This is a genomic window from Thalassovita mediterranea (assembly GCF_001458435.1).
Taxonomy (GTDB): domain Bacteria; phylum Pseudomonadota; class Alphaproteobacteria; order Rhodobacterales; family Rhodobacteraceae; genus Thalassobius; species Thalassobius mediterraneus.
On the sequence record NZ_CYSF01000006.1, the window covers coordinates 20120 to 45035 of the forward strand.

Consider the following 24916-nt stretch of genomic DNA (forward strand, 5'->3'; position numbering starts at 1 on the left):
TCTGTCTCTTGAGCGCGGGTTTATCACGCCGCCCATAAAGGTCAACGTGTGGGGTGGGCTTTTAGCGGTTCGGCTGGGCTACGGACGCAATTATGCAGTCGCCACCTCTGGCGATGCCATCCAGATCAGCTGCCACTCTGGCCCAAAGACAGGCGAGTGATCCGCATTTTGCACATGAGGCATGCCTTTTGGATCAATCGCCAAGAGCATCTGTGCCCCCGCCGCCTCTGCCTGCCAAGCAGAATAACCGAAGGCATCCGTCAGACGGGTCAGACGCAACGTGGCACCGCGGCCCATCGCGCCTTCCAAATCTCCATAGCTCAGTCCATCAGCAAAGCCGCGTCCGCCAAGGGTGCTTGGCAAATCATGATGGGCCTGCCCCTCTTTGGCGTGGGCCAGTTGAAAGATGTTTCCACGACCGAACTCTGGCGCCAGATCTGTGGTCACCAAGGTGTTGTAGGCATCGTTGTCTGTCAGGGCGAAAATCTGGTCGAATTGCTGCAATTCCAGCGCCTCTTCGGCGCATTCTGACAGGATGTCACCATAGTAGGTGCGCACTCCTGCCTGCCGCGCCGCACGCAAGCGACTGCGATTAGGATCGGTTATCAAAACCGGCACCTCAGCCTTATGCAGAGTTTCAGCCAATGCCAGCGAAAAACGCGATCCCCCAACCAGCAAAACACCCGGCTTGCGCCCACCGGACAAACCAAGAAGGCGCGCCACAGGGCCAAGCGTGAAGCCATGCAAAACCACTGTTGCCACAACCAGCACGAAAGCCAAAGGCGCTACCAGTTCCCCATCAGGAACCCCCAGTGCAGCCAATCTCTCCCCGAACAGGCCAGCGACCGCCACCAGCACCACACCGCGCGGACCAGTGAGCGCCACCAGCACTCTTTCGCGCCACGGCAAATCAGTCCCAAGGAGCGACACCAAAACAGTCAGCGGACGCGCCAGCAGGATAACCACCGCCACAAACAGCCCTGCCCGCCAGTTAAGCTGCGCCAGCGTGGACAGATCCAGCGACGCTGCCAGCAGGATAAACACGCCCGAAACCAACAGGATGGTTGCGTGTTCCTTGAACCGTCGTAGTTCCGCGTATGACGGCAGGTCCGCATTCGCAATCACCAGCCCCATGATGGTCACTGCCAATAGCCCACTTTCATGCAGCACCGTGTCAGATGCGGCAAAAACTGCAATCAAAACAACAAAAAGCACCGGAACCTTCATGTATTCCGGCACCCATCCACGGCGGAAAGCACGGGCAATTCCCTGCCCGCCGACCCACCCCAGTAGCGTCGCCACCACAACGCCGACCAACAGCGCCTGCGTCGCATGGGTAATGGTTTCTGCGGTGTTGAGCACAACCACCACTTCGAACGCCAGCACTGCCGCCAGCGCGCCGATGGGATCATTGACGATCGCTTCCCATTGCAGCAATGCGGCTGGCCGGCGGGATAACTTGGCTTGTCGCAAAAGAGGCGCGATCACCGTCGGCCCTGTTACGATCATGATCCCACCAAATACAGCAGCGGCCTGCCAACCGACCCCTGCCCCGTAATGCAGGGCAGCGGTTGAACTCAACCATCCCAACGGGGCACCTAGGACAACCAGCCGTTTCACCCCCTGCGAAGCGTCATTCAACCGGTGCAGGTTCAGGGTCATACCGCCCTCAAACAGGATGATTGCCACTGCAACCGACACCATCGGCCCAACCAAAGGACCAATGTCGCGCGCCGGATCCAATATGCCAAAGATCGGCCCTATCAAAACACCAGCCAACAGCATCAGAACAATGCCCGGCAGTTGCAATCGCCACGCCAGCCACTGCGCCCCCACCCCCAACGCCCCAACCAGCGCAATCGCGTTTATAGGACTTAGTCCGAGTGTGTCGGGGTTGGCCATGATGACGGTCCTTCTTTGGGGTCAGTCGTGGTGTTGAATGGGCGTCGCGCGGCGGCCAGCGGGAATGGGTTTGCGGCCTGTCAGGTGTTCAGCTTCTTGCAGGGCGAAACGGTCGGTCATTCCGGCGATATAATCCGACACGATGCGCGCCAGTTCCACATCATTGCTGACCTCTGCCACATCCTTGCGCCATTGCTTGGGCAGCAACTCGGGTCGCTGCATGAAGATCGGGAACAATTCGTTCACCGCGTCGGTCACATATTTGCGGATCTCCACCACCTCTGGCGCGCGGTACATGCGGGTAAACAGGAACTGACGGATCTGTTTTAGATCCGCCCACACCGCGGGCGAAAACTGCGCCATCATCCGCCCCGCATCGCGCACATCCTGTGCGGATTGCGGATCGACCTCTGCCAAATTGGCGCGGGTGACGGCGATCACATCCTCCACCAACACGCCAAAGAAGCGGCGCAGCGCCTCATGGCGGCGGCGGTAGTAGTTCAGACCGGGATATTTGCTGTCCACCTCACCAAAACAATCGTGCAGGATCGGCATCTGGGCCAGTTCGTCTGTCGAAAACAATTCTGCCCGCAGGCCGTCGTGCAGATCGTGGTTGTTATAGGCGATGTCATCCGACAGGGCGGCCACCTGCGCCTCGGTGCTGGCGTGGGTGTGCAGTTCTAGGTCATGCTGCGCATTATAAAGCTCCAGCGCCCAAGGCACGTCGCCGACAACCGGACCGTTGTGCTTGGCGATCCCTTCCAGTGTTTCCCACGTCAGGTTCAGCCCGTCCCATTCGGCGTAGTGGCGTTCTAGGTTGGTCACAATGCGAATGGCCTGCGCGTTATGGTCAAAACCGCCATAGGGCTCCATCAACTCCGCCAGCGCATCCTCACCCGTATGGCCAAAGGGCGTGTGGCCCAGATCATGGGCCAGCGCCACCGCTTCGGCCAATTCCTGATTAAGGCCCAATGTGCCGGAAATGGTCCGCGCCACCTGCGCCACCTCGATCGAGTGGGTCAGACGGGTGCGGAAATAATCACCTTCGTGTTCGATAAACACCTGCGTTTTATGTTTCAGCCGCCGAAAGCTGCTGGCGTGGATGATCCGGTCACGGTCACGCTGAAAACAAGAGCGAAAGGCGCTCTCTTCCTCGGGGTGCAGTCGGCCGCGGCTGTCACCGGGGCGGGATGCAAAAATGGCGCTCATATCTTTTGGCCTTTGCCTGTTAATGCCTCAATTATGCTCTCTTGCAGGAACTCTAGCGGTTCCTTTCATAATTTGGACCAAACGCAGCGTGCGGTGGTGTTTTTATCCAACTGTCACCCTGCTGCGAACCGGACGCATTCTGCGGCGCCTCTCTTGTCGTTGGTCGCTGGCCCACATATATTCCAACTCACACCGTTTGCGAAACACTTTGCGACAGATCCGGAGCGACGACCATGCAATTGCCCCCCAATGTGACCGACCGTGCCTTTGCCCGCCTTGCCGAAATTGGCGCTGGCGCCCAAGGTCAGGCGCTGCGCGTCGCTGTTGAGGGCGGCGGCTGTTCCGGGTTTCAGTATGAGATCAAGCTGGACGAACCCGCCGACGACGATCTGGTACTAGAGGGCAGCGGTGATGGTGCGGGCGAAAAGGTGATTGTGGACGCAATTTCCCTACCGTTCCTGACCGGCGCGACCATTGATTTCACCGAAGAACTGATCGGCGCGCGGTTTGTCATCGACAACCCAAATGCGTCATCCTCTTGCGGCTGCGGCACCTCCTTTTCGATGTGAGGTCTTACCTGCTTGCACCCCCTGCCCTGCGTCAGGCATAGACAGGGGGCAACAGGAGGGCCCAGCGCATGAAAATCGCCACGTTCAACATCAACGGCATCAAAGCGCGGATCAATGCGCTGAGCGACTGGCTGGATGAAGCCCAACCCGATGTGGCCCTGTTGCAGGAAATCAAATCCGTTGATGAAGCCTTCCCGAGCGAAATGTTCGAGGAAAAAGGCTATAACGTCGTCACCCACGGCCAGAAAAGCTTCAACGGGGTTGCGATCCTGTCGAAACTGCCGCTCGAAGATGTGACGCGCGGCCTGCCCATTCTGGCAGATGGCGATGAGGCGGACGAACAGGCCCGCTGGATTGAGGCCACGGTGGTGGGCAAACAGGCGGTACGTCTTTGCAACCTCTACCTGCCAAACGGCAATCCGGTGGAGTTGACCGAGGATGGCCAGCCGGTGCCGGGCGGCAAATACGCCTACAAACTGCGCTGGATGGAACGGATGCATGCGCGTGCCCAGCAGCTATTGGCCGAAGAAGCGCCGTTCCTGATGGCCGGCGATTACAACATCATCCCACAGGCCGAGGATGCCAAACGCCCCCAAGCTTGGGAAGGGGACGCGGCCTACCGCCCTGAGAGCCACGCAATGTGGCGCAAACTGCTGAACCTCGGCTTTACCGAGGCGTTTCGCAGCCGCACTTTTGGCGCGGGGCACTACAGTTTCTGGGATTATCAGGCAGGCGCGTGGAACCGTGATGACGGCATCCGCATCGACCACTTCCTTCTCAGCCCGCAATGCGCGGATCTGCTGCTGGACTGTCAGATCGACAAAGAAGTGCGCGGCCGTGAAAAGCCATCCGATCACGTGCCGGTCTGGGTTGAACTGGATCTGTGATCTATCACGCTTCGCGCAGGTAAACGCCCGACAATTGCCACTTAGACGACTGCTGTCGGCCCTGCGGTTTCGTCATGTGCGTAAAGCCAATCGAACTGGTGCAGCATTTTGTCAGGCGCAAAACGCCCTCCTAAACGCAGCGCGGTGTGAGCGGCAAAACGCAAAGGCGGGAAGCGCAGGTGGTATTTCCATGCGTTGCCACTGGCGGCGTTGATCACCTTGGTCGCGCGCGGCTGACGGCGGGCCTGATAGGCGGCCAGTGCGGAGGGTACATCCTCTGACGCGGCCAATTCATCGGCCAAGGCCCAGGCATCCTCCAGCGCCATAGAGGCGCCTTGGGCCAGAAACGGCAGGGTGGGATGGGCGGCATCACCAACAAGGGCGCAGTTGCCCTGCTGCCAGACCTGCGCCACCGGATGGCGGAACAGACCCCAGAGGTGCACGTCGTCCACCGCAGCCAGCATTTTTTGCGCCTCGGAGCCAAAATCGGCAAAGGCGCGGCGCAGATTGTCAGGATCATCCTGATGCGCCCAACCCTCTTCTGACCAATCCGTACGTTCCTGAATGGCGACCAAATTCAAGAGCGTTCCATCGCGCAGCGGATAGCTGACCAAATGGCGCCCCGGGGCCATGTGCAACCACGCCTCGGGGCCGCGCCCCATCGTATTGGGCACGGTTGCGCGCCATGCGGTCTGACCGGTGAAAAACGGTTTGTCCGCCCCGTTCAGCACCGGACGCACAACAGAATGCAAACCATCTGCACCGATAATCAGGTCTGCCTCCATATGGCTGCCATTTGCCAAACAGACGCGCGCTGACTGATCCAAGGTGGCCGGATGAACCGTTTTCACCTTTTGCAGAAGCCGTATTTTCACCCCCGCCTCGCGGGCGCCACGCGCCAGAATGTCTACCAAATCAGCGCGATGCACAAAAAAGTAGCTTTGATCGTCCAGACGGGTCAGGTCCAAACGCAACACTTCGCCCTTTTGGTAGTCGCGCAAGGACACCGCCTGCCCCTGGACCGAGTCGCGCACCAACGCATCCCCCAGCCCAAGGCCACGCAGAACAGCAAAACCGTTGGGGCTGATCTGTAGCCCAGCGCCCACCTCGCGGATCGCATCAGCCTGTTCCAGCAACGTGACCGAAGCGCCGCGCAACGCGCAGGCGCGAGCCGCCGCCAGACCACCGATGCCGCCACCGATCACCACGATTTTCATGCCCAGAAGGCTCATTCTTTTCACCCTGAAATGCCAAACGCCGAGGCGACGCCCCGGCGTTTACAATCTGTGTGCCTTGCGCCCTGCCAATCAGACAAACCGCGCGGTGCAAGATCATATCCTGCCGTTTACCAAACCCGATCTGTCAGATCGGTTTAGTCGTCGCGATGTACCTTTTCGCGACGTTCATGACGTTCCTGCGCCTCAAGGCTCATGGTGGCAATCGGACGCGCATCAAGCCGTTTCAGGCTGATCGGTTCGCCGGTCACGTCACAGTAGCCGTATTCGCCTTCGTCGATACGACGCAGGGCCGAGTCGATCTTGGCAACCAGCTTGCGCTGGCGGTCACGGGTACGCAGTTCCAACGCACGATCGGTCTCTTCGCTGGCGCGGTCGGCAACATCAGGGATGTTACGTGTTCCGTCCTGCAAACCTTCGATCGTGTCGCGGGTGTCAGACAGCAGTTCTGCTTTCCAGTTCAGCAACTTGCGTCGAAAATACTCAAGCTGCTTATCATTCATAAACGGTTCGTCCTCTGCAGGACGATAATCGCCGGAAATAAAGGTTTCCGCCTTCATCTCAATTCCCTCATCAAGGCCAAATTTTGCCAACGCTATATCCTTTGACATATGGCGCCTCCCGATGCGCGGTCTATCCCAATGGCGTAGGAATGTCACGTCATTTAACGCCCCAGATTGAAGTGGCCCCGCCATGGCGCTAGTGTCCCCCCAAACGCGAAACGCCTAAGTAGCAGAGATGGAACAGACCGGATGAAATTCCAAGGAACCGACGCCTATGTGGCAACCGAAGACCTGACCGTTGCCGTAAACGCGGCCGTCACACTGGAACGCCCCCTGTTGGTCAAGGGTGAGCCGGGCACGGGCAAGACCGAACTGGCGAAACAGGTCGCCAGCGCATTGGGTCTGGAGATGATCGAATGGAACATCAAATCCACCACCAAGGCGCAGCAGGGCCTTTATGAATACGATGCCGTCAGCCGTCTGCGCGACAGTCAGCTGGGTGACGAGCGCGTGCATGATGTGAAAAACTACATCAAAAAGGGCAAGCTTTGGCAGGCGTTTGAAGCCGACAAGAAAGTGGTCCTGCTGATCGATGAAATCGACAAAGCGGATATCGAGTTCCCCAACGACCTGTTGCAGGAATTGGATAAGATGGCCTTCCACGTATATGAGACCGGCGAAACGGTCACGGCCAAGCATCGTCCGGTGATCATCATCACCTCGAACAATGAAAAAGAGCTGCCGGACGCCTTCCTGCGCCGCTGCTTCTTTCACTATATTTCGTTCCCCGATGCCGACACCATGCGCAAAATCGTTGAGGTGCATCACCCCGGCGTCAAAGAACAGCTGCTGACCACCGCGCTGACGCAGTTCTATGAAATCCGCGAAACCCGTGGATTGAAGAAGAAGCCGTCGACCTCTGAGGTACTGGATTGGCTGAAGCTGCTCTTGGCAGAAGATCTGGATGCCGAGGATCTGCGCCGTGACGGCGCCAATGCGCTGCCGAAACTGCATGGCGCATTGCTGAAAAACGAACAGGACGTGCATCTGTTCGAACGCCTCGCCTTCATGGCGCGTGGACAACGCTAAGCGTCCAAGGCCATTTCCAAACACAAACGCCCCGCCCAATCGGCGGGGTGTTTCGTTTCTACTGACATGCTGTGATCTGGGTTAACGCGTCCGCAACAAACGTGGTTTATTGTTTCCAAACACACGCTCTAAAGCCCCATTTCTGCCCCAAATCCCGCCTAGTCTGCCCTAGTCCCGGCAAAGTCATGACGGGAAACTGATTAGGTGATGTTTTTTGAGTGAGAGAGTGCCATTATGCCCCCGCTGCTGTGTGTTAAATGTGTGTATGGGCCTATTTTCTGGCCCAAGAAGGGGTGAATTTACATGATCCGTTTCCTAACCGTTGTGCCCTTGTGCCTGGGCCTGGGGGCGTGCATGGCCACTGCACCGGTCGAGCAGCCCAGTCGCGCGGCCACCGAAGCGGTGCCCATGCTGCCCCCGATGAAAACATTTCGGAGCCAAAGCGCCCTGCCGCCGTCAGTGTCAAACCGCGATCTGGCGCGCGATATTCTTGACCTGGCTTTCGAACTGGAATCCGGCAGCTCACTTAGCACTTTCACGCGCGTCGAAGGTCCGATCACGGTGCGCCTGACAGGCCCCGCGCCGATCAGCCTGTCGATGGAGTTGGAAAACCTGCTGGGGCGTCTAAGGCGCGAAGCTGGATTGAACATTTCGCTGGTGCAATCCGGCGCCGCCACAATCACGATTGAGGCGGTCCAACACGCGCAAATCCGACGTTTCTTGCCCTCGGCAGCCTGTTTTGTTGCCCCTAACGTGTCCAGTCTTACCGAATACGCTGGTGCGCGACGCAGCCCCCGCACCGATTGGACGCGCCTGCAGAACCGCCAAAAGCTGGCGATTTTCTTGCCTGTCGATACACCGCCGCAGGAAATGCGCGATTGCCTACACGAAGAGCTGGCACAAGCGCTGGGGCCGCTCAACGATCTATATCGTTTGTCTGACAGCGTTTTTAACGACGATAACGTTCATACCGTTCTGACCGGGTATGACATGCTGGTGCTGCGGGCCTTTTATGCGCCGGAACTGCGCACTGGTATGAGCCGCGCCGAAGTGGCCCGCCGTCTGCCGGATATTCTGGCCCGCCTGAACCCTGCTGGCATAAACCAAAGCGCCCTACGCCGCAGCGACACACCGCGCGCATGGATCGACGCGATCCAGACCGCGCTAGGTCCCGGCGCCAGCAAAGGAGCCCGTCTGGCCAACGCGCAAAAAGCCGTGAACATCGCCCGCACCGCAGGATGGGAAGACCACCGCCGCGCCTTTGCCCATTATGCTCTGGGCCGCGTGGTCCAAAGCCGTGACCCTGACGTTGCCCTGTCCCATTTCCTAGCGGCACAACGTTACTACGCCCAAACACCAGGCGCTGAACTGCACCGCGCACAAGTCGCGCAGCAATTGGCGGCCTATGCCCTGCTAGAGGGACGCGCGCAGGCGGCGCTAGACCTGATCGGACCCCATCTTAACGTTGCGCGACGACACGAAAACGCGGCCTTGCTTTCCACCCTTATGCTGCTACGTGCAGAGGCGCTGGATCTCAAAGGCCTGACGGCCGAGGCCCGTTTGGTCAGGCTGGACAGTCTGGGCTGGGCACGATACGGATTTGGCTCAGACGCGGCAGTGCGGGCCAAGGCGCAGGAGATTGCGACCCTCAACCCGCTCAAGAGAGGAAACGGGCGCTTATGATCGTAATTGCAGGACTGGTTCTGGGGCTTCTTTTTGGGGCATCGCTGGCGAAACGGCGCAAAGGCCAGACCAAGGATATGCTGCAATACGCAGCCGCCTACGCGATCCTGTTTTCCATCATCGGCCTGTTTATCACCATCATCATCCACCGCGCCGCAGTGTAAGGGGATTTTCGATGTTCCTGCCTTTCTTTGAAAATCTGCGCAAGGCGGGCATTCCCGTGTCGCTGCGCGAACACCTCACCTTTCTAGAGGCGATGAAGGCAGGGCTGGTCACCTATGATGTGGATGGGTTCTATTACCTGGCCCGCGTCGCGATGGTGAAGGATGAACGCAACCTCGACAAATTCGACCGCGCCTTTTCCGCGACGTTTTCGGGGCTGGAAAACATTCAGCTGGGCGATGTTCTGAACGCCGTGGATATTCCCGGTGACTGGCTGGAGAAGCTGGCTGAAAAGCACCTCAGCGACGAAGAGAAGGCCGAGATTGAGGCCTTGGGTGGCTTTGACAAGCTGATGGAAACCCTGAAAGAGCGGCTGAAAGAACAGGAAAAACGCCATCAGGGCGGCAACAAGTGGATCGGCACCGCTGGGACCAGCCCCTTTGGGGCCTATGGCTACAACCCCGAAGGTGTGCGCATCGGCCAGAAAGAAAGCCGCCACCAACGCGCGGTCAAGGTCTGGGACAAGCGTGAGTTCCGCAACCTTGATGGCGACGTCGAACTGGGCACTCGCAACATCAAAGTGGCGCTGAAACGCCTGCGCAATTGGGCGCGTGATGGCGCGAATGATGAACTGGATCTGGACGGCACCATCCGCGCCACCGCAGAACATGGCTATCTGGATGTGCAAACCCGGCCTGAAAAACGCAACGCAGTAAAAGTGCTGCTGTTTCTGGACATCGGCGGGTCGATGGATCCCCACATCAAAGTGCTGGAAGAGTTGTTTTCCGCCGCCAAGTCCGAGTTTAAGCATCTGGAACATTTCTACTTCCACAACTGCCTGTATGAGGGCGTGTGGAAGGACAACAGCCGCCGCTGGGATCAACAGACCCCGACATGGGACGTGCTGCACACCTACGGGTCGGACTACAAATGCATCTTTATCGGGGATGCCTCTATGTCGCCCTATGAAATTGCCTATCGCGGCGGGGCCAATGAACACTGGAACGAAGAGGCCGGTCAAACTTGGCTGGAACGCGCCCGCGAACAATGGCCCGATCACGTCTGGATCAATCCAGTGCCAGAACAGCACTGGCCCTACACCCAGTCCATCCAGATGATCCGCGACATTTTTGAGGATCGCATGGTGCCGATGACGCTGGAAGGGATCGAGCGCGGGATGAAGGAACTGGGCCGTTAAACTTGGCCCGATTTCTGCACTAACGCCCTTGAACCGCGCCTGAACGGACCTTACGTCAAGCCCCAATGGACATTTCTGCCCCCTTTGCCCCGCTTTCTGCAACGCTCAGCACTGTTCTGGGGCCCTTCCTGTCATTGGATGATCTGCGTGACGGCCAAATGCATCTGGCCGCACTGTTTGTCGCGCCAAACGGCATTGTTGTGTCTCCCGTTGTGATTGACGGATTTGAGGTGGCACCAGAAATTCTGGCGGATTTCGATCACGTAACCCTATGGCGCTGCCGGTTCCGCCGCCCTGCGACTCAGCCCTCCACCTACCGCTGGGAGGGCCAGATATTTGGCCTCGCCGGATGTCCTGAAGGCGCGATGCGGATCGCCTATGTGTCCTGCAACGGCGAAGAGCACGGCGACCTGAGCCGCGACGGCGCAGAACGCAACGCCATGTGGGCGCGTTTGGTGGATGACCATGACGCGGCGCCCTTTTCCCTGCTACTGCATGGCGGCGATCAAGTTTACGCGGATGAAGTTACGCTGGGCCACGAGCTGAGCGAGGACTGGCCCGACAGCCTGCCCCGCGATCCCAGCCGCGCTGATCTGGACAGCCTGCGCCATCACCTGCGCGAAGGGTTTCTGGAACGCTATCTGTCGATCCTGGCCGGACCGGAATACGCTGCCATAGCGGCGCGTGTGCCATCGCTGATGCAATGGGATGACCACGACATCTGTGATGGCTGGGGGTCACTACGCCGATCCCGCACCTATTCGCCTGTTGGCCAATTGCTGTTTCAGGTGGCGCGTGAGGTGGCCCTGCTGTTCCAGCACGGCTGTAACGATGACGATCTGCCGCGCCGTTTTGCAGATAAAAAGGCCCTGCACCTTGGCTGGCAGATTGACGCGCCGGGCCTGCGCCTGTTGGCACCCGACCTTCGATCCGAACGCAGCCGCCGTGAGGTGATGGGCGATGGCGGATGGCAAATGATGCAGGACGCCGCCGGAGCGCCCAGCGGCGGGCGTACGCTTGTTATGTCCTCTGTCCCACTGCTCGGTCCGCGCCTATCGGTGCTAGAGGCGTTGATGGTCGCCATCCCGTCGATGCAGAAATACGAAGATGACCTGCGCGACCAATGGCAAAGCCGCGCGCACCGTGGCAGCTGGCAGCGGATGCTACGGCTGATGCGACAGATCGCTGAGGTCGAGGATCAGGAGGTCACAGTGCTGTCCGGTGAAATCCATCTGGCTACCCGCGCGGAAATGGCGTTGTCAGATGATAAAACGCTGCACCAACTGGTGGCCTCTGGCATCTCGCACCGCGCCCCGCCCGGCGCATGGGCGCGTATTCTGGACGCATTGGCCCGTTTGGGTGACAGTCCCCTGCCCGGCCATCCGATCCGCATCCGCCACATCCCTGGCCAGCCGCGCCGCTACGTGAACCAGCGCAACTATCTGGTGCTGGAAAACGACGCTGGTGCATGGTCGGCCAGTTGGGCGCTTGAGGACAGCGGCAGATCACCAGAATTGCCGATCTGATCCCGCCGCGCCCTCCCTTGCCACATCGCCCTAAACGCCCCATATCTGAGGCATGTTGAAATTTGCCCCGATCCTCCTCGCCCTGCTATACGGGCTGGCGATGTACCGTTTTTCCGCATGGCGCACCGCGCGTCAGTTGGATGAACAATCCACCGAATTGATGGACCCGAAACTGCGCGCATTGAACGACCGTATGGCCGCCGCGCTGGAGCTGCCGCGCATCAAGGTGCATATCTATGAGATTGATCCGGTGAACGGACTGGCGGCACCGGATGGGCGGATTTTCATCACCCGCGGGTTTTATCGCAAGTTCCAGAATGGTGAGGTCACCGGCGAAGAACTGGCCAGCGTGATTGCCCACGAACTGGGCCATGTCGCCCTTGGCCATTCGCGGCGGCGGATGATTGATTTTTCCGGCCAGAACGCCCTGCGCACGGCATTGGCCATGGTGCTGTCACGCTTCATCCCCGGTTTCGGCGCGATGATCGCCAACGCGCTGACCACGCTCTTGGCCGCGCGTCTGTCACGCAGCGATGAGTATGAGGCAGATGAATACGCCGCCGCCCTGCTAACCAAATCCGGCATCGGAACCGCGCCGCAGAAATCGCTGTTTCAGAAGCTGGAAGCACTGACCAAAAGCGCCGGTAACGGCACCCCTGCGTGGCTGTTGAGCCATCCGAAGACCAAGGAACGGGTAAAGGCGATTGAGGCGCTAGAGGCGAAATGGGGCGTTGAGGCGTAAGCGTCGTTTTTGAGTATTTTCAGAACGTTGAAAGGCGCAGGTGACGCCTTAACCCAGCGCCTTGCCCAGCCGTGGCAGGCGCGCCTTTTTCATCAGGGCGCGGGTTGTCCATGACTCACCCGACAGGCGTTCGGCGGTTTCGCGGACCTGTCCAACAACGTCTGCCATGATGCCCGGATGTGCTTGGGTCAGACCGCAGAGGAAGCCATCCGGATCCTGTCGCGCCAGACCCTCCTCTGCCAGAATGTGGCGCGGGAAGTCTTTGGCGTTCATGGTGATCAACAGGTCCGCCGATCCGGCGATGGCAGCGGCCAAAACATGCGTGTCCGCAGGATCCGGCAGATACAGGCGATCCTCTAACGAGGGCGGCCAAGTGACCGCGGCCTTGGGCCATGCGGCTGTGGCCAGCACCGCCTCGCCACGCGCCTGCGCCTCCCCTTCAGGGCCAAGCTTACGCGCGGCGCGCGCCCATTCCTCAAGGATGCGGTCCGACCAGAGCGGCGTGAACAGACCCGCGCGGGCGGCGCCCAGCAGCACCTCCCGCATTACGGTGGGGTAGATCACGCAGGTGTCCAGCAGAACCTTCATGCGCGGTCAGAGGCGGAAGAACAGCGATTTCAGATAGCCGCTTTCGGCCAGTTGCGGCATCAGCGGATGGTCCGGTCCCGCAAAGCCAGTGTGCAGCAGCTGCGATGCGCGCCCCGCACGGCCAAGGCCGCGCAGACAGGCAACGCGGAACTTGTTTACCTCTGCCGCGTGGGAACAGGAACACAGGCCCAGATAGCCGCCCTGCCGCACAAGCGGTGCCGCCAAACGCGCGATGCGTTCATAGGCGCGCAGGCCTGCCTCCAACGATTGCTTGTTGGGCGCGAATGCGGGCGGATCGCAGATCACCACGTCAAAGGTCTCGCCCTCTTCTCCCAATTTGGCGAGGGTATCAAAGGCATCGCCTTTACGGGTGGCGAAACGGTCACCAAAACCTGCGGCCTTGGCACCAGCCTCGGCCAGTTCCAGCGCGGCAGCGGACCCGTCCACCGCCAGCGCCGAAGAAGCGCCGCCAGCCAGTGCTGCCAGCGAGAAGCCACCGACATGAGAAAACACGTCCAAAACCTTGGCATCGCGCGACAAAGACGCAGCAAAGGCATGGTTCGGGCGCTGATCAAAAAACAGACCTGTCTTTTGACCGCCTGTCAGGTCGGCCATGTAAATCGCGCCGTTCATCGGCACCTCTACCGGCGCATCGGGGGCCGTGCCCGTGGTGGTGGCGGTCACGTCATCCAACCCTTCAAGGCTGCGGGCGCGGCCCGAGGCGTTCTTGATCACGTTCTTGACGCCCGTGGTGTCGATCAGCGCCGCCTCCAGCGCGTCGAAATGCACGTCAGCCCAAGCCGCGTTGGGTTGCACCACTGCGGTGTCACCGAAGCGGTCGATGATCACACCGGGCAGACCGTCAGCCTCTGCATGGACAAGGCGGTAGAAGGGATCAGCGTAAAGGCGAGATCGCATGTCCAGCGCCTTGCCAATGCGGGCGGCAAACCAAGCCTGATCAATCACCGCGTTCGGGTCGCGGTCCAGCATTCGGCCAAAGATTTTGGAATTAGGGTTCACCGCCACCAGCCCCAGCGGGGTGCGGTCCGCCTCTTCCAATACGGCGAGGGACCCGGCGGCCAGCTTTTTGGTGCGGCGGTCGGTTACAAGTTCATTGTCATAAACCCAAGGAAAGCCGCGACGGATGGCGCGGGCGTTGGCTTTGGGTTTTAGGCGGATCACGGAATAAGAGGGCGCTGTCATGGCGCCCTCTTACCTGTGTTTGTTCTTTTGCGAAAGGCCTGTTGGCGCTGTTCGTCACCTTGCCAGTGTTAGAGGCGAACGGCATCCTCACCCACTGGGGCAAAGTTGGTTTCCAAACCGTCGACCAATTCGGTGATCTCTGTGCCGGCGGAACCTGGCGCAGCCAGTTCCTGCTGAATGATATTGGCCAGGTGACGCGTAATACGCACCTTTTGTGTCATGCCCTGATGTTCTGCCTGAATGGCCCGGCTGCCACCATAACCGCGCAGGTCGGCGCTCACTTCGCGGGTGGGCACCAGAACAGCGCCAGTCAGCGGATTGCGCACAGTCATGTCAAAGGTGATCGAATGGACGCCGCCCACAGTGTAGCGGGTTTTTTCAGTCATGCCGTGGAAGCGTTTGACGTCGATGTCGACAATAACGGGCAGCGCGCCTTCGGCATTTTCAGCCTTCACGTGCTCAACAGAGGATTGGAAAATCCGTGCTACCTGCGCGTGGCGGTCACCGATCGGTTCACCGCGCCAGACGATATCGCCCAGCGGATAGTATACGTTTGCTTCGGACACACGCAGCTGGCGCGATACCTTGATGTTGTAATCCTCAACAGCCACCAGTTGTTGCACAGGCTGTACTGCGGGTGCGTTGATCTGCGACAGTTCAATCGGTGCGTTCCGGCTGGCGGTGTCTACAGTGGCACAGGCCGACAGGCCAAATCCAAACGCGATCAGTGCTGCAAGTCCAAAGTTTTTCATCTGCCTACTCCTCGGGGCGTCCCCTGCCCGTTGTTGTGATTTGTCTAAAAGTTGACAGGGAATTCGGGCACAATTGGGGCGCGTTCTGGACCTTCGCGGGGTGTTTACGTATCCAGACTGTGCAGACATATTGCCAGCATGCGCCCAGCATTCACCCTGCGCGGTTATGATTATTTTTACCGCAAGAACAGTTGAAATGTTATCGCTAACATGACATATGGTGAGCAACCCCGCGCGTTACCCAGACGCACCAAGGAAGCAAGAGGATCCCATGCCCCAGCTGAACGATACCGTCGCAAGGGTCACAGACCGCATTCGTGAACGCAGCCATAAAAGCCGTAGCACCTACCTGTCGCGCATGGCACAGGCAGCCGAAGAAGGCCCGCGTCGCGCTCATCTGACCTGTGGCAATCAGGCACATGCCTATGCGGCGATGGGGGCTGATCAGAACCGACTGGCCGAGGGGCGCGCCCCGAACCTTGGTATTGTCAGCGCCTACAATGACATGTTGTCAGCGCATCAGCCCTTTGAACGGTTCCCCGATCTGATCCGAGCTACTGCCCGTGAAAACGGTGCCACGGCGCAGGTGGCAGGCGGTGTGCCTGCGATGTGTGACGGGGTCACGCAGGGACAGGTGGGGATGGAGTTGTCCTTGTTTTCGCGTGATGTGATCGCACTGGCAACCGGCGTGGCGCTGAGCCACAACACCTTTGATGCGGCCCTCTATCTGGGCGTCTGTGACAAGATCGTGCCGGGCCTGATCATCGGCGCCGCCACCTTCGGCTATATCCCCGGTGTCTTCCTGCCTGCGGGTCCGATGACATCCGGTCTGCCCAACGATGAAAAGGCCCGCGTACGCAAGGAATTTGCCCAAGGCAACATCGGTCGGGATGAGCTGATGAAGGCCGAAATGGCCAGTTACCACGGCCCCGGCACCTGCACATTCTATGGCACCGCCAACTCCAACCAGATGCTGATGGAGTTTATGGGCCTGCACCTGCCCGGCGCGTCCTTTGTGAACCCAAACACCCCATTGCGCGACGCGCTGACTGTTGCGGGAACTGAGGCTGCACTGGCCAATACCGCGCTGGGGAATGATTACCGTCCGGTGTCGCAAATCCTTGATGAACGGGCCTTTGTGAACGGCATCGTGGGGCTGATGGCAACGGGTGGGTCGACGAACCTCGTCCTGCACCTGCCCGCGATGGCGCGGGCGGCGGGTGTTCTGCTGACGCTTGAGGATTTTGATGAACTGTCCAACGCGACGCCGCTGCTGGCCAAGGTTTATCCAAACGGTCTGGCGGATGTGAACCATTTTCACGCGGCGGGCGGTCTGGGTTATATGATCGGCCAGTTGCTAGAGGCCGGTCTGCTGCATGAGGATGTGAAAACCACCGCGGGGGACGGCCTCAATCTCTATACGCAGGAACCGAAGCTGCGCGACGGGCGGGTGGCCTACGAGGCCGGTCCACGTGACAGCCTGAACGCCAAGATCCTGCGCCCTGCCAGCGATCCTTTCCAGCCCTCCGGTGGATTGAAACAGCTTGAGGGCAATCTGGGACGCGGCATCATGAAGGTCTCCGCCGTGGCGCCCGAGTTGCATGTGGTGGAGGCCAAGGCGCGGGTGTTTGAGGATCAGGCATCGGTCAAAGAAGCGTTCCAAAAGGGTGAATTTACCGAAGACACCGTTGTTGTCGTCCGCTTCCAAGGGCCCAGCGCCAATGGCATGCCGGAACTGCACAATCTGACGCCGACCCTCGCCGTGCTGCTGGATCGCGGGCTGAAGGTGGCTCTGGTCACTGACGGGCGCATGTCCGGTGCATCGGGCAAGGTACCCGCCGCCATTCATGTCAGCCCCGAAGCCTTGGGCGCAGGGCCGCTAAGCAAGGTGCAGGATGGCGATCTGATCCGCGTGGACGCAAGCGCAGGCACGCTTGACAACCTGACCACAGGATTTGCCGACCGCCCTGCCCGCACGCCGGACCTAAGTGACAATGGCCACGGCGTCGGGCGCGAATTGTTCGCCCCCTTCCGCCAGTTGGTTGGCAATGCCGAAGACGGCGCAGGCGTCGTTGTTTAAGCGTTAAGATAGGACACACTGATATGACACCCGAAGCCGCCAGCGTCTTTTCTGAAAAACTCTGCCGTACCGCGCCCGTGATCCCTGTTTTGGTGGTCGATGACGCCAGCAGCGCTGCCGATCTGGCTCGCGCATTGGTCGCCGGTGGCCTGCCGGTGCTAGAGGTGACACTGCGCACACCCGCCGCACTGGATGTGATCCGCGAAATGGCCACGGTGGAGGGCGGCATTGTCGGCGCAGGCACCGTGCTGACCCGCGCCGATGCCGAAGCCGCAAAAGAGGCGGGGGCGCAATTCGCTGTCTCGCCCGGTGCAACAGATGCTTTGCTGGATGCGTGTGAAGACATCGGCCTACCCCTGCTACCCGGCGCTGCCACGTCGAGCGAAGCGATGAAGCTATTGGAACGCGGCTACCGCGTGCAGAAGTTCTTCCCCGCAGAGGCAAACGGTGGCGCCCCCGCGCTGAAAGCCATCGGCGCACCGCTGCCGCAGATCCTGTTCTGCCCCACGGGTGGCATCAGCCCTGATAATGCGATGGACTACCTCAACCTGCCCAACACCGCCTGCGTCGGCGGCAGCTGGGTTGCGCCCAAGGCTATGGTGCAAGCAGGTGACTGGTCTGGGATTGAGGCACTAGCGGCAAAGGCCGCTCAGCTGGGATAACGAATGCGCGGCGGAAAAATCGCCGCTCATTTTCTTTCAAATACCGTAACTTAGGCGCCTCAGGATGCCTCTTCTGGGCGACGACCACGCCAGCCGCCACGCCGCTTTGCGCGGCTGGTCGGCGTTTTGGCCTCTTCCAAAACAGCACTCATCGGGTTGTCCGGCTGATCAGCACCATAGCGTGCCAACAGATCCGCCGCCGCAGCCTGTTGATCCTGCCCAAGCGGCAGGTTCAGCGCCCAATCAAGGAAGATCGAACGTGCTTCTTCCAGTGTCAGACCCTCAATCCGATAGGCTTCGCGGATCAGACCTTTGTGATCCAGCGGATCGCCGGGATTTGCGTTGCTCATCACGTGGCTCCTTATGCCGCTATGTTTCGCTGCAAAACAGTTTCAACCACCGCTGCCGCCTCTGCCGTGACCTCTGCCAGCCGTGCCTCCAGCACGTCCAGCGCGGGTTCAGACGCCTCGCGCAGCAGCATTTCGCGGCCACCCTCGCCCATGTCCTGCGGGTCTAGGCGGGTGTTGCTGATCAGCTTGTTCACCATCTGCACCGTCCAACACAGATCATGGGCCATAAGCAGCCGTTCCTTTTCCTCATCCGCCAGCAGACCCGCAGTGGTCGCCACCAGCAGACCGTCACGGGTTGACCGCGTGTCTGACTGCGTAGCCAACACCAGCGCCTGCGACAGCAACTCAATGTCCTGCAAACGCCCTGCACCTACTTTGGCATCCCAAGGACCCGCTGGCCCCTTCGCCGCCGCGATCCGGTCGCGCATTTCAGACACGTCGCTGAAGAGTGTTCCTGTTTCGCGGGGCAAATCTAGCACCGCGCGGCGCACCGCCTCTACGTCATCCGCGACCTTAGTTGATCCGGCAACGGCACGGGCACGGCTGAGGGCCAGGTGTTCCCATGTCCACGCCTCGCCCATCTGGTAATCGCGAAACGATGTGAGCGAGGTTGCCACCGGCCCCTGCGTGCCCGACGGACGCAGGCGCATGTCGATCTCATAGAGCCTTCCCTGCGGCATCTGCGCAGTCACCGCCGTGACCATCGCCTGTGTCAGCTTCGCGTAATAAGTCCGCGCAGCCAAAGGCTTACGCCCCTCGGAAAACTCAACTCCATCCGCATCATAGACCACAATCAGATCAAGATCCGAATTGGCGTTCAGCCGCCCAGCGCCCAGCGATCCCATGCCAAGGATTGTCGCCCCGCGCCCCGGCTGCGGCCCATGTTTCAGCGCAAACTGCGCTGCTACGGCGGGGAACAGCGCAGCCAGCGTCGCCTCTGCCAGTTCGGCGTAATGCTCTGCCGCCTCATCGCCATTGATCAGCCCGCGCAGGTGATGCACACCGATGCGGAACCGCCATTCCTTGGACCAACGCCGCGTCTGATCCAGTTTGTTTTCGTAGTCGGGATCGGCAACCAGACGTGCGGCCAGCTCCTCCTCCAGCGCGGCGCGGCCCGGCCATTCGGCAAAGAACGATCCGCCGATCACCGCATCAAACACACCAGAATTGCGCGAAATATACGTCGCCAGAGACGGCGAGGTGCCGACGATATCGACGAGCAGGTCGATGAGCTGCGGGTTCGCCTCAAACAGTGACAACAGCTGCACACCCGCAGGCAGCCCCGACAGGAAGCCGTCCAATGCGATCAACGCCTCATCCGGTTTGGCAGAGCGTTGCAACTGGCTGAACAGACGCGGTTTGATCCGTTCAAAAATCTCCACCGCGCGGGGACTGCGGAAGGCAGGGTAGCTGCCCCAGCGGCGGATCACCTCGGGGTCGAAATGCACCTCTTCCTCAATCGCGCGGGGATCGGCGGCATCGGGGGCAAAAAACTCTTCGGTCAGGCCATGCACCTCTTCCAACCGCTGACGCAGCTCCGCCTCCAACTCGGCGCGGTCACGGCCAAGGAAACAGGCCAGACGCTGCATGTTTTCCGGTGACTTCGGCAGCGCATGGGTTTGGGCGTCGTTGACCATCTGCACACGGTGTTCGACGGTGCGGTGGAACCGGTAATGATCGGTCAGTTTTTCCGCTACCTCTGGCGTGATCCAGCCCTTGTCAGCCAGCACCGCCAGCCCCGGTACCGTGCCGCGCACCCGCAGGTCGGTGTCGCGACCACCGGCGATCAACTGTCGGGTTTGGGTGAAAAATTCGATCTCTCGGATGCCGCCACGGCCCAGTTTGATGTTGTGGCCCGCCAGATCCAGCGCGCCGCCCAGACCTTTGTGTTCGCGGATGCGCAGGCGCATATCGTGGGCGTCCTGAATCGCTGCAAAATCAAGGTGTTTGCGCCACACGAACGGGCGCAGCGTGTGCAGGAACCGCGCGCCTGCATCCAGATCACCGGCAGAAGGACGCGCTTTGATATAGGCGGCGCGTTCCCATGTGCGGCCCAGGCTTTCGTAATAGGTTTCCGCCGCTGCCATCGCCATGCACACCGGCGTCACCGCTGGATCGGGGCGCAGGCGCAGATCGGTGCGAAAGACGTAGCCTTCGGCGGTCAGATCCGACAGCATGGTGGACATCCGCCGCGTGGCCCGCACGAAAGAGGCGCGGGCGTCGTGATAATCGTCGCGGTCAAACTGCGTTTCATCGAACAGGCAGATCAGGTCCACATCTGAGGAATAGTTTAATTCCCCCGCGCCCATCTTGCCCATTGCCAACGCCACCATACCGCCTGCACGTTCCGCATCCTCAGCCACCGCGCCGGGCAGTTTGCCGCGCTTGATCTCTGCCCCGATGGTGGCGCGCAGGGCCAGATGCACGGCCAAATCCGCGTAATCGGTCAGCGCGCCTGTCACCTGTTCCAACTGCCAGACACCGCCGCAATCCGCCACACCGGACAAGAGCGCGATCCGCCGCTTGCCCCGCCGCAGCGCATCCGCCAGCTGATCCGGCGCGGTTTCGCGCAGGGTGGCGTGTTCTGTGGCCACCGCCGCCTCTGGATCCGCCATGGCGGCGGCGATCCATTCGCCCTCTCGCGCCATCAGGCCTTTCAGATAGGGCGAACAGCCTGCAACGGCGTGGAACAGCGCGTTGACCTCTGATCCCATGTCAGGCAGCTGCTCCAGCGCCTCTGCGCCAAGTTCGGGATCAAAAGCAACAGGTTGGCGGGTGATACGTGCGGCAAAAGTCATGGGGTCAAATGGCCACGGCACAACCGAGCCGTCAAGAGGACAAAGCGCAGCATCCCCGATGGTTGCCCCTTGCTCGTCCGCGCGCCGCGGCGTTAGATCGGACCGATTGAACAAGGCCGAGGTCCATGAAAACCCTTTGCATTCTGTGCCATCCAAACCGCAACAGCCTGTCCGCGCATCTGGCCGACCATACGGTGACGTATCTGCGTGAACGCGGCCATGATGTGACCCTGCGTGACCTCTACGGCGAGGGGTATGCCCCCTGCCTGAGTGAGGATGAACAGGCCCGCTACAATACGGGACCGCATGTGGATGATGCCGACCTACAAGGTGTGGAAGCCTTGGTCCTGATCTTTCCCACATGGTGGTCGGGGATGCCTGCCATGCTAAAGGGTTGGGTAGATCGGTCCTTCCTGCCCAGTATAGCCTTTGACGTGGACGCTGGTGCCCTGCATCCGCGTCTGACCCAGTTGCAAGAGGTGTTGGTGATCACCACACTCGGGGGCCCGGCATGGGTCGACCGGCTGGTGATGCGTCGCCCGCTATATCGCGTACTGAAATGGGGGCTGTTAAAACCCTGCGCGCCCAAGGCGCGGTTCACCATGCTATCGCTATATGGGGCCGAAACCGTCACAGAGCCACGCCTGAGCAGTTTCAAAACCCGCATCACCCGCCAGATCAACAGATGGAGCCGCCCATGAGCAAGAGCATGAAACGTGTCAAACGCGCACTGGAAGACGCCGGTGTGAATGTCGAGATCAAGGAGCTGGGTCTGCCCCGCACCGCCGCGCAGGCGGCAGAGGCGGCTGGGTGTCATCTGGACCAGATCGCCAAATCCATCATCTTTCGCGGCGAAGACAGCGGTGAGGCGCTGTTGTTCCTGACCGCAGGCGGCAATCAGGTCTGCGCGGACAAGGCCAGCGCCCTAGCGGGAGAACCATTGGGCAAGGCGAACGCGGCATTGATCCGTGCGCAGACAGGTTTTGCCATTGGCGGCGTCGCGCCGGTGGGACATCTGAACCCAATCCGTGCCTTTCTGGATCCACGCTTGCTGGAGTTTGAGGTGATTTGGGCCGCAGCGGGCACGCCGCATCATATTTTTGCACTAGATCCGCAGATATTAGCCCCCCTCACCGGTGCGCAACAGGCTGATTTCACAGTCTAAATCACATAAATGTAAAAAAGATTTACATCACCTCTTGCAGGACACACCCGCAATCCCAATCTATTTAATGTGAAAGAGATTAACATACACCAAAACACAACACATGGAGAGAGTGATGACAACCGCCGCCTATTCCCCCCGCGACGCCGCCCCTGCAAGCGCCCCGATTGGTTGGCTGGCCCGTGCCGAAAACTGGCTGGACGACAAAGGCAAAGGCGCCTGGATCGCCGCGATGGTGCTGGGGTTCATCTTTTTCTGGCCGGTTGGTCTGGCCCTGTTGTTCTACATGATCTGGAGTAAGCAAATGTTCAAGAAATCCTGCCGTCACAGCCGCCGCAGCCACTATGGCCACAGCGCGACCCGTCCCAGCGGCAACAGCGCCTTTGACGCCTACAAGGCCGACACGCTGGCCCGTCTGGAACAGGAACAAGAGGCGTTTGAAGCCTTCCTGAAGCGTCTGCGCGATGCCAAAGACAAGGCAGAGTTCGACCAGTTCATGGACGACCGAGCCAAAACCGCCGCTGCGGAACAAGAAACCCGTGAAGGCGAACCTGCCTGAACGTCATAGGCTGACGCCTGACCTCCCTCGGGCTATTGTGGGCCGGTCGATCATCTGATCGGCCCCATTCTTTTACCCCGTTTGCCCCTGCCCCTTTCAATTCTGACGGTCCTGAAATGAACCCTTCGATGCACACCTCCCAATGGGCCCTGCCCGATCCTGAAACCCAGCCCGAGTTCTATAGCGACGTGCCGATGAAGCGCTTTTTTGCCTGGGTGCTGGACACAGTCATGATCGCGCTGATCACTGTGCTGGTCGTACCGTTCACGGCCTTCACCGGCCTGTTTTTCTTTCCGTTCCTGATGTTGGTTGTGGGTTTTGCCTACCGTGTGGTGACGCTGACAGGGGGCTCGGCCACATTGGGCATGCGAGTCTTTGCGATCGAATTCCGCCGCGCAGATGGTGAACGCTTCGATCTGATGACCGCCTTTCTGCACACCTTTGGTCTGACGGTTTCCTTTGCCTTGGCGATCTTGCAGGTGATTTCGATTGTCCTGATGCTGACCACTGCCCGCGGTCAGGGCCTAACCGACCATATTCTGGGCACCGTTGCCATCAACAAGGCCGCTGGCGCCTAAGCGGCCGCTAACACCGCGTGAGCATACCAAAAAGCGGTTAATCCCCTCTCGACCGGGGCGGTTGCGCCTGCTAACCTTCCCGGATCGACAGTAATCATTATTTAAGTGTATGCGACATACGTTACCCCTAGCACCACAGTTCTACGTGACTGCCCCCCAGCCCTGCCCCTATCTGGCGGACCGGATGGAGCGGAAACTGTTCACTGCGTTGCAAGGGGATACTGCCATCGCACTGAATGACAGCCTGTCGAAACAGGGCTTTCGTCGTTCGCAGAACGTATTGTACCGCCCGTCCTGCACAGATTGCGCTGCTTGCCTATCGGCGCGGATCAATGTCGAGCAATTCACTCCTAACAAATCCCAGCGTCGCACCCTGCGCCGCAACGAAGGATTGGTGCGCCGCACCACATCCGCTTGGGCAACCGAAGAGCAGTTCGACCTGTTCCGCCGTTATCTGGACAGCCGCCATTCCGATGGCGGCATGGCGGACATGGATGTGTTCGAATTTGCCGCGATGGTCGAAGAAACCCCGATCCGCACCCGCGTGATCGAATACGCCGACCGTGAAACCGGCAATCTGGTGGCCGTCTGCCTGACCGATCTGTTGGAGGATGGAACCTCGATGGTCTATTCCTTCTATGATCCGCATCGGCGTTCAGATTCCCTTGGGACGTATGTGATCCTTGATCATATCGACATCGCCCGCGAAGCTGGGCTGCCACATGTCTATCTGGGCTACTGGGTGCCGGGCAGCGTCAAGATGGGATACAAGTCGAACTTCAGCGGATTGGAAGTCTTCCGCGGTGGCGCATGGGAAGCGTTTCAGGGCGATGAAGCTTATGATGCCCAGTTGCACCCCCTATCGACCGATCCCATTGCCGAACAAGTCGCCAATATATCGCTTCCTGATCTGAGCCATCCGGTCAAACGCACATAAATACCGTTTTTGGCATATTTATTGGCATCACTCGCCTAAAACGGTGTTGCCTTTAAACGTATTTACTTTCGTGAATATTACGAAAGTCTACGAACATGAGTACATCCGAAGCCCTCGCCACAGCCCTGTCCGATGCAGTCAAGGCGCACTCGGCCTGGAAAATGCGCCTGCGTCGCGCCGCTACCAGCAAGGAACAGAACCTACCGGTCGACACTATTTGCCGCGATGACTGCTGCAAGTTTGGCAAATGGCTCTATGCCCTACCGGCCGACATCCGCAACACCGCCGACGCGCAAAAGGTGCGTGCGCTTCATGCCGACTTTCACAAAGAAGCAGGCCACGTCGCGCAACAGATCAACGACGCTCAGTTCTCGACGGCTTTGGACTATCTCAACGGTGACAACTACACCAACACCAGCCGCGATCTGACCCGCGCGGTTGCGGCGTGGAAGCTCAACGTCCTCGTGAAGCAAAGTGCCTGATCAACACCCCGGCGTATTGACCCAAGGAGCGATCCCCATCGATCACCGCGCAAAGAA

At 59.8% G+C, this 24916-nt stretch carries 25 protein-coding genes; 16 read left to right on the forward strand and 9 right to left on the reverse strand.

Annotated elements, in window-relative coordinates; genetic code table 11:
• Positions 1 to 90: 90 nt before the first annotated feature.
• Both TM5383_RS04065 and TM5383_RS04070 read right to left on the reverse strand, forming a co-directional pair.
• A complete protein-coding gene (locus TM5383_RS04065) occupies positions 91 to 1902 on the reverse strand; it encodes a cation:proton antiporter (protein WP_058317774.1) in 1812 nt (603 codons plus the stop codon).
• 21 nt (positions 1903 to 1923) lie between these two features.
• A complete protein-coding gene (locus TM5383_RS04070) occupies positions 1924 to 3111 on the reverse strand; it encodes a deoxyguanosinetriphosphate triphosphohydrolase (RefSeq protein WP_058317775.1) in 1188 nt (395 codons plus the stop codon).
• 233 nt (positions 3112 to 3344) lie between these two features.
• On the opposite strand from TM5383_RS04070, the gene TM5383_RS04075 reads away from it, so the two are divergent.
• Positions 3345 to 3680 carry a HesB/IscA family protein gene (locus TM5383_RS04075; protein WP_058317776.1) on the forward strand — a complete coding sequence of 112 codons (336 nt, stop codon included), beginning with the start codon at positions 3345 to 3347 and terminating at the stop codon, positions 3678 to 3680.
• 68 nt (positions 3681 to 3748) lie between these two features.
• A complete protein-coding gene (gene xth, locus TM5383_RS04080) occupies positions 3749 to 4567 on the forward strand; it encodes an exodeoxyribonuclease III (protein ID WP_058317777.1) in 819 nt (272 codons plus the stop codon).
• A 41-nt stretch (positions 4568 to 4608) separates the two neighbouring features.
• Here the strand turns inward: xth and TM5383_RS04085 are convergent, their stop codons facing one another.
• Both TM5383_RS04085 and dksA read right to left on the reverse strand, forming a co-directional pair.
• Positions 4609 to 5799 carry an FAD-dependent oxidoreductase gene (locus tag TM5383_RS04085; protein ID WP_058317778.1) on the reverse strand — a complete coding sequence of 397 codons (1191 nt, stop codon included), beginning with the start codon at positions 5797 to 5799 and terminating at the stop codon, positions 4609 to 4611.
• A 140-nt stretch (positions 5800 to 5939) separates the two neighbouring features.
• Entirely contained in the window at positions 5940 to 6362 is a 423-nt protein-coding gene (dksA, locus tag TM5383_RS04090) for an RNA polymerase-binding protein DksA (RefSeq protein WP_058318374.1), read from the reverse strand.
• A 192-nt stretch (positions 6363 to 6554) separates the two neighbouring features.
• Between dksA and TM5383_RS04095 the strand changes: the two genes are divergently transcribed.
• The 6 genes from TM5383_RS04095 (at position 6555) to TM5383_RS04120 (ending at position 12705) form a co-directional block, all read left to right on the forward strand.
• The gene (locus TM5383_RS04095) at positions 6555 to 7394 is read left to right on the forward strand and encodes an AAA family ATPase (protein WP_058317779.1); all 840 of its coding nucleotides are present in this window, start codon (positions 6555 to 6557) and stop codon (positions 7392 to 7394) included.
• Positions 7395 to 7697: 303 nt separating this feature from the next.
• Positions 7698 to 9077 carry a DUF2927 domain-containing protein gene (locus tag TM5383_RS04100; protein WP_058317780.1) on the forward strand — a complete coding sequence of 460 codons (1380 nt, stop codon included), beginning with the start codon at positions 7698 to 7700 and terminating at the stop codon, positions 9075 to 9077.
• Positions 9074 to 9241: a hypothetical protein gene (locus tag TM5383_RS16835; protein WP_058317781.1), complete on the forward strand. Its 168-nt coding sequence runs from the start codon at positions 9074 to 9076 to the stop codon at positions 9239 to 9241. The genes TM5383_RS04100 and TM5383_RS16835 overlap by 4 nt, the downstream gene beginning before the upstream one ends.
• Positions 9242 to 9252: 11 nt before the next feature.
• Positions 9253 to 10437: a vWA domain-containing protein gene (locus TM5383_RS04110; protein ID WP_058317782.1), complete on the forward strand. Its 1185-nt coding sequence runs from the start codon at positions 9253 to 9255 to the stop codon at positions 10435 to 10437.
• Positions 10438 to 10502: 65 nt separating this feature from the next.
• Positions 10503 to 11963: an alkaline phosphatase D family protein gene (locus TM5383_RS04115; protein ID WP_058317783.1), complete on the forward strand. Its 1461-nt coding sequence runs from the start codon at positions 10503 to 10505 to the stop codon at positions 11961 to 11963.
• 52 nt (positions 11964 to 12015) lie between these two features.
• The gene (locus TM5383_RS04120; RefSeq protein WP_058317784.1) at positions 12016 to 12705 is read left to right on the forward strand and encodes a M48 family metallopeptidase; all 690 of its coding nucleotides are present in this window, start codon (positions 12016 to 12018) and stop codon (positions 12703 to 12705) included.
• A 48-nt stretch (positions 12706 to 12753) separates the two neighbouring features.
• On the opposite strand, the gene TM5383_RS04125 is transcribed toward TM5383_RS04120, so the two are convergent.
• From TM5383_RS04125 to TM5383_RS04135, 3 genes are all read right to left on the reverse strand, one after another.
• The gene (locus TM5383_RS04125; RefSeq protein ID WP_058317785.1) at positions 12754 to 13293 is read right to left on the reverse strand and encodes an RSP_2648 family PIN domain-containing protein; all 540 of its coding nucleotides are present in this window, start codon (positions 13291 to 13293) and stop codon (positions 12754 to 12756) included.
• Between the two features lie 6 nt (positions 13294 to 13299).
• Positions 13300 to 14496 carry an RSP_2647 family RNA methyltransferase gene (locus TM5383_RS04130; protein ID WP_058317786.1) on the reverse strand — a complete coding sequence of 399 codons (1197 nt, stop codon included), beginning with the start codon at positions 14494 to 14496 and terminating at the stop codon, positions 13300 to 13302.
• A gap of 68 nt (positions 14497 to 14564) precedes the next feature.
• On the reverse strand, positions 14565 to 15248 hold the full coding sequence (locus tag TM5383_RS04135; protein ID WP_058317787.1) for a DUF6778 family protein: 684 nt from the start codon (positions 15246 to 15248) through the stop codon (positions 14565 to 14567).
• Between the two features lie 271 nt (positions 15249 to 15519).
• Here TM5383_RS04135 and edd point away from each other — a divergent pair, with 271 nt between their 5' ends.
• Both edd and eda read left to right on the forward strand, forming a co-directional pair.
• Complete coding sequence (gene edd, locus TM5383_RS04140; protein ID WP_058317788.1) at positions 15520 to 17328, forward strand: phosphogluconate dehydratase; 1809 nt, start codon at positions 15520 to 15522, stop codon at positions 17326 to 17328.
• Between the two features lie 23 nt (positions 17329 to 17351).
• The gene (gene eda, locus TM5383_RS04145) at positions 17352 to 17990 is read left to right on the forward strand and encodes a bifunctional 4-hydroxy-2-oxoglutarate aldolase/2-dehydro-3-deoxy-phosphogluconate aldolase (protein ID WP_058317789.1); all 639 of its coding nucleotides are present in this window, start codon (positions 17352 to 17354) and stop codon (positions 17988 to 17990) included.
• Between the two features lie 59 nt (positions 17991 to 18049).
• Here eda and TM5383_RS04150 read toward each other — a convergent pair whose 3' ends face one another.
• Together TM5383_RS04150 and TM5383_RS04155 are read right to left on the reverse strand one after the other, a co-directional pair.
• Positions 18050 to 18340: a hypothetical protein gene (locus tag TM5383_RS04150; protein WP_058317790.1), complete on the reverse strand. Its 291-nt coding sequence runs from the start codon at positions 18338 to 18340 to the stop codon at positions 18050 to 18052.
• A gap of 11 nt (positions 18341 to 18351) precedes the next feature.
• Positions 18352 to 21138, reverse strand: coding sequence for a bifunctional [glutamine synthetase] adenylyltransferase/[glutamine synthetase]-adenylyl-L-tyrosine phosphorylase (locus TM5383_RS04155; protein WP_058317791.1), 2787 nt, complete (start codon positions 21136 to 21138; stop codon positions 18352 to 18354).
• Between the two features lie 125 nt (positions 21139 to 21263).
• Between TM5383_RS04155 and TM5383_RS04160 the strand changes: the two genes are divergently transcribed.
• The 6 genes from TM5383_RS04160 (at position 21264) to TM5383_RS04185 (ending at position 24859) form a co-directional block, all read left to right on the forward strand.
• Entirely contained in the window at positions 21264 to 21839 is a 576-nt protein-coding gene (locus tag TM5383_RS04160; protein WP_058317792.1) for an NAD(P)H-dependent oxidoreductase, read from the forward strand.
• Positions 21836 to 22303, forward strand: a complete 468-nt coding sequence (locus TM5383_RS04165) for a YbaK/EbsC family protein (protein ID WP_058317793.1) — start codon at positions 21836 to 21838, stop codon at positions 22301 to 22303. The genes TM5383_RS04160 and TM5383_RS04165 overlap by 4 nt, the downstream gene beginning before the upstream one ends.
• Positions 22304 to 22418: 115 nt before the next feature.
• Complete coding sequence (locus TM5383_RS04170) at positions 22419 to 22862, forward strand: DUF2852 domain-containing protein (protein ID WP_058317794.1); 444 nt, start codon at positions 22419 to 22421, stop codon at positions 22860 to 22862.
• 116 nt (positions 22863 to 22978) lie between these two features.
• Positions 22979 to 23440, forward strand: coding sequence for an RDD family protein (locus TM5383_RS04175; RefSeq protein ID WP_231725028.1), 462 nt, complete (start codon positions 22979 to 22981; stop codon positions 23438 to 23440).
• A gap of 109 nt (positions 23441 to 23549) precedes the next feature.
• Positions 23550 to 24377: an arginyltransferase gene (locus TM5383_RS04180; protein ID WP_058317796.1), complete on the forward strand. Its 828-nt coding sequence runs from the start codon at positions 23550 to 23552 to the stop codon at positions 24375 to 24377.
• Positions 24378 to 24472: 95 nt separating this feature from the next.
• Complete coding sequence (locus tag TM5383_RS04185; protein WP_058317797.1) at positions 24473 to 24859, forward strand: CZB domain-containing protein; 387 nt, start codon at positions 24473 to 24475, stop codon at positions 24857 to 24859.
• The last annotated feature ends 57 nt before the right edge of the window (positions 24860 to 24916 follow it).

What these genes read in the sequence shown, in the direction of transcription:
- TM5383_RS04065 (WP_058317774.1), bottom strand. Translation starts at nt 1,902, where the DNA reads ATGGCCAACCCCGACACACTCGGACTAAGTCCTATAAACGCGATTGCG.
- TM5383_RS04070 (WP_058317775.1), bottom strand. Translation starts at nt 3,111, where the DNA reads ATGAGCGCCATTTTTGCATCCCGCCCCGGTGACAGCCGCGGCCGACTG.
- TM5383_RS04075 (WP_058317776.1), top strand. Translation starts at nt 3,345, where the DNA reads ATGCAATTGCCCCCCAATGTGACCGACCGTGCCTTTGCCCGCCTTGCC.
- xth (WP_058317777.1), top strand. Translation starts at nt 3,749, where the DNA reads ATGAAAATCGCCACGTTCAACATCAACGGCATCAAAGCGCGGATCAAT.
- TM5383_RS04085 (WP_058317778.1), bottom strand. Translation starts at nt 5,799, where the DNA reads ATGAGCCTTCTGGGCATGAAAATCGTGGTGATCGGTGGCGGCATCGGT.
- dksA (WP_058318374.1), bottom strand. Translation starts at nt 6,362, where the DNA reads ATGAAGGCGGAAACCTTTATTTCCGGCGATTATCGTCCTGCAGAGGAC.
- TM5383_RS04095 (WP_058317779.1), top strand. Translation starts at nt 6,555, where the DNA reads ATGAAATTCCAAGGAACCGACGCCTATGTGGCAACCGAAGACCTGACC.
- TM5383_RS04100 (WP_058317780.1), top strand. Translation starts at nt 7,698, where the DNA reads ATGATCCGTTTCCTAACCGTTGTGCCCTTGTGCCTGGGCCTGGGGGCG.
- TM5383_RS16835 (WP_058317781.1), top strand. Translation starts at nt 9,074, where the DNA reads ATGATCGTAATTGCAGGACTGGTTCTGGGGCTTCTTTTTGGGGCATCG.
- TM5383_RS04110 (WP_058317782.1), top strand. Translation starts at nt 9,253, where the DNA reads ATGTTCCTGCCTTTCTTTGAAAATCTGCGCAAGGCGGGCATTCCCGTG.
- TM5383_RS04115 (WP_058317783.1), top strand. Translation starts at nt 10,503, where the DNA reads ATGGACATTTCTGCCCCCTTTGCCCCGCTTTCTGCAACGCTCAGCACT.
- TM5383_RS04120 (WP_058317784.1), top strand. Translation starts at nt 12,016, where the DNA reads ATGTTGAAATTTGCCCCGATCCTCCTCGCCCTGCTATACGGGCTGGCG.
- TM5383_RS04125 (WP_058317785.1), bottom strand. Translation starts at nt 13,293, where the DNA reads ATGAAGGTTCTGCTGGACACCTGCGTGATCTACCCCACCGTAATGCGG.
- TM5383_RS04130 (WP_058317786.1), bottom strand. Translation starts at nt 14,496, where the DNA reads ATGACAGCGCCCTCTTATTCCGTGATCCGCCTAAAACCCAAAGCCAAC.
- TM5383_RS04135 (WP_058317787.1), bottom strand. Translation starts at nt 15,248, where the DNA reads ATGAAAAACTTTGGACTTGCAGCACTGATCGCGTTTGGATTTGGCCTG.
- edd (WP_058317788.1), top strand. Translation starts at nt 15,520, where the DNA reads ATGCCCCAGCTGAACGATACCGTCGCAAGGGTCACAGACCGCATTCGT.
- eda (WP_058317789.1), top strand. Translation starts at nt 17,352, where the DNA reads ATGACACCCGAAGCCGCCAGCGTCTTTTCTGAAAAACTCTGCCGTACC.
- TM5383_RS04150 (WP_058317790.1), bottom strand. Translation starts at nt 18,340, where the DNA reads ATGAGCAACGCAAATCCCGGCGATCCGCTGGATCACAAAGGTCTGATC.
- TM5383_RS04155 (WP_058317791.1), bottom strand. Translation starts at nt 21,138, where the DNA reads ATGACTTTTGCCGCACGTATCACCCGCCAACCTGTTGCTTTTGATCCC.
- TM5383_RS04160 (WP_058317792.1), top strand. Translation starts at nt 21,264, where the DNA reads ATGAAAACCCTTTGCATTCTGTGCCATCCAAACCGCAACAGCCTGTCC.
- TM5383_RS04165 (WP_058317793.1), top strand. Translation starts at nt 21,836, where the DNA reads ATGAGCAAGAGCATGAAACGTGTCAAACGCGCACTGGAAGACGCCGGT.
- TM5383_RS04170 (WP_058317794.1), top strand. Translation starts at nt 22,419, where the DNA reads ATGACAACCGCCGCCTATTCCCCCCGCGACGCCGCCCCTGCAAGCGCC.
- TM5383_RS04175 (WP_231725028.1), top strand. Translation starts at nt 22,979, where the DNA reads ATGAACCCTTCGATGCACACCTCCCAATGGGCCCTGCCCGATCCTGAA.
- TM5383_RS04180 (WP_058317796.1), top strand. Translation starts at nt 23,550, where the DNA reads ATGCGACATACGTTACCCCTAGCACCACAGTTCTACGTGACTGCCCCC.
- TM5383_RS04185 (WP_058317797.1), top strand. Translation starts at nt 24,473, where the DNA reads ATGAGTACATCCGAAGCCCTCGCCACAGCCCTGTCCGATGCAGTCAAG.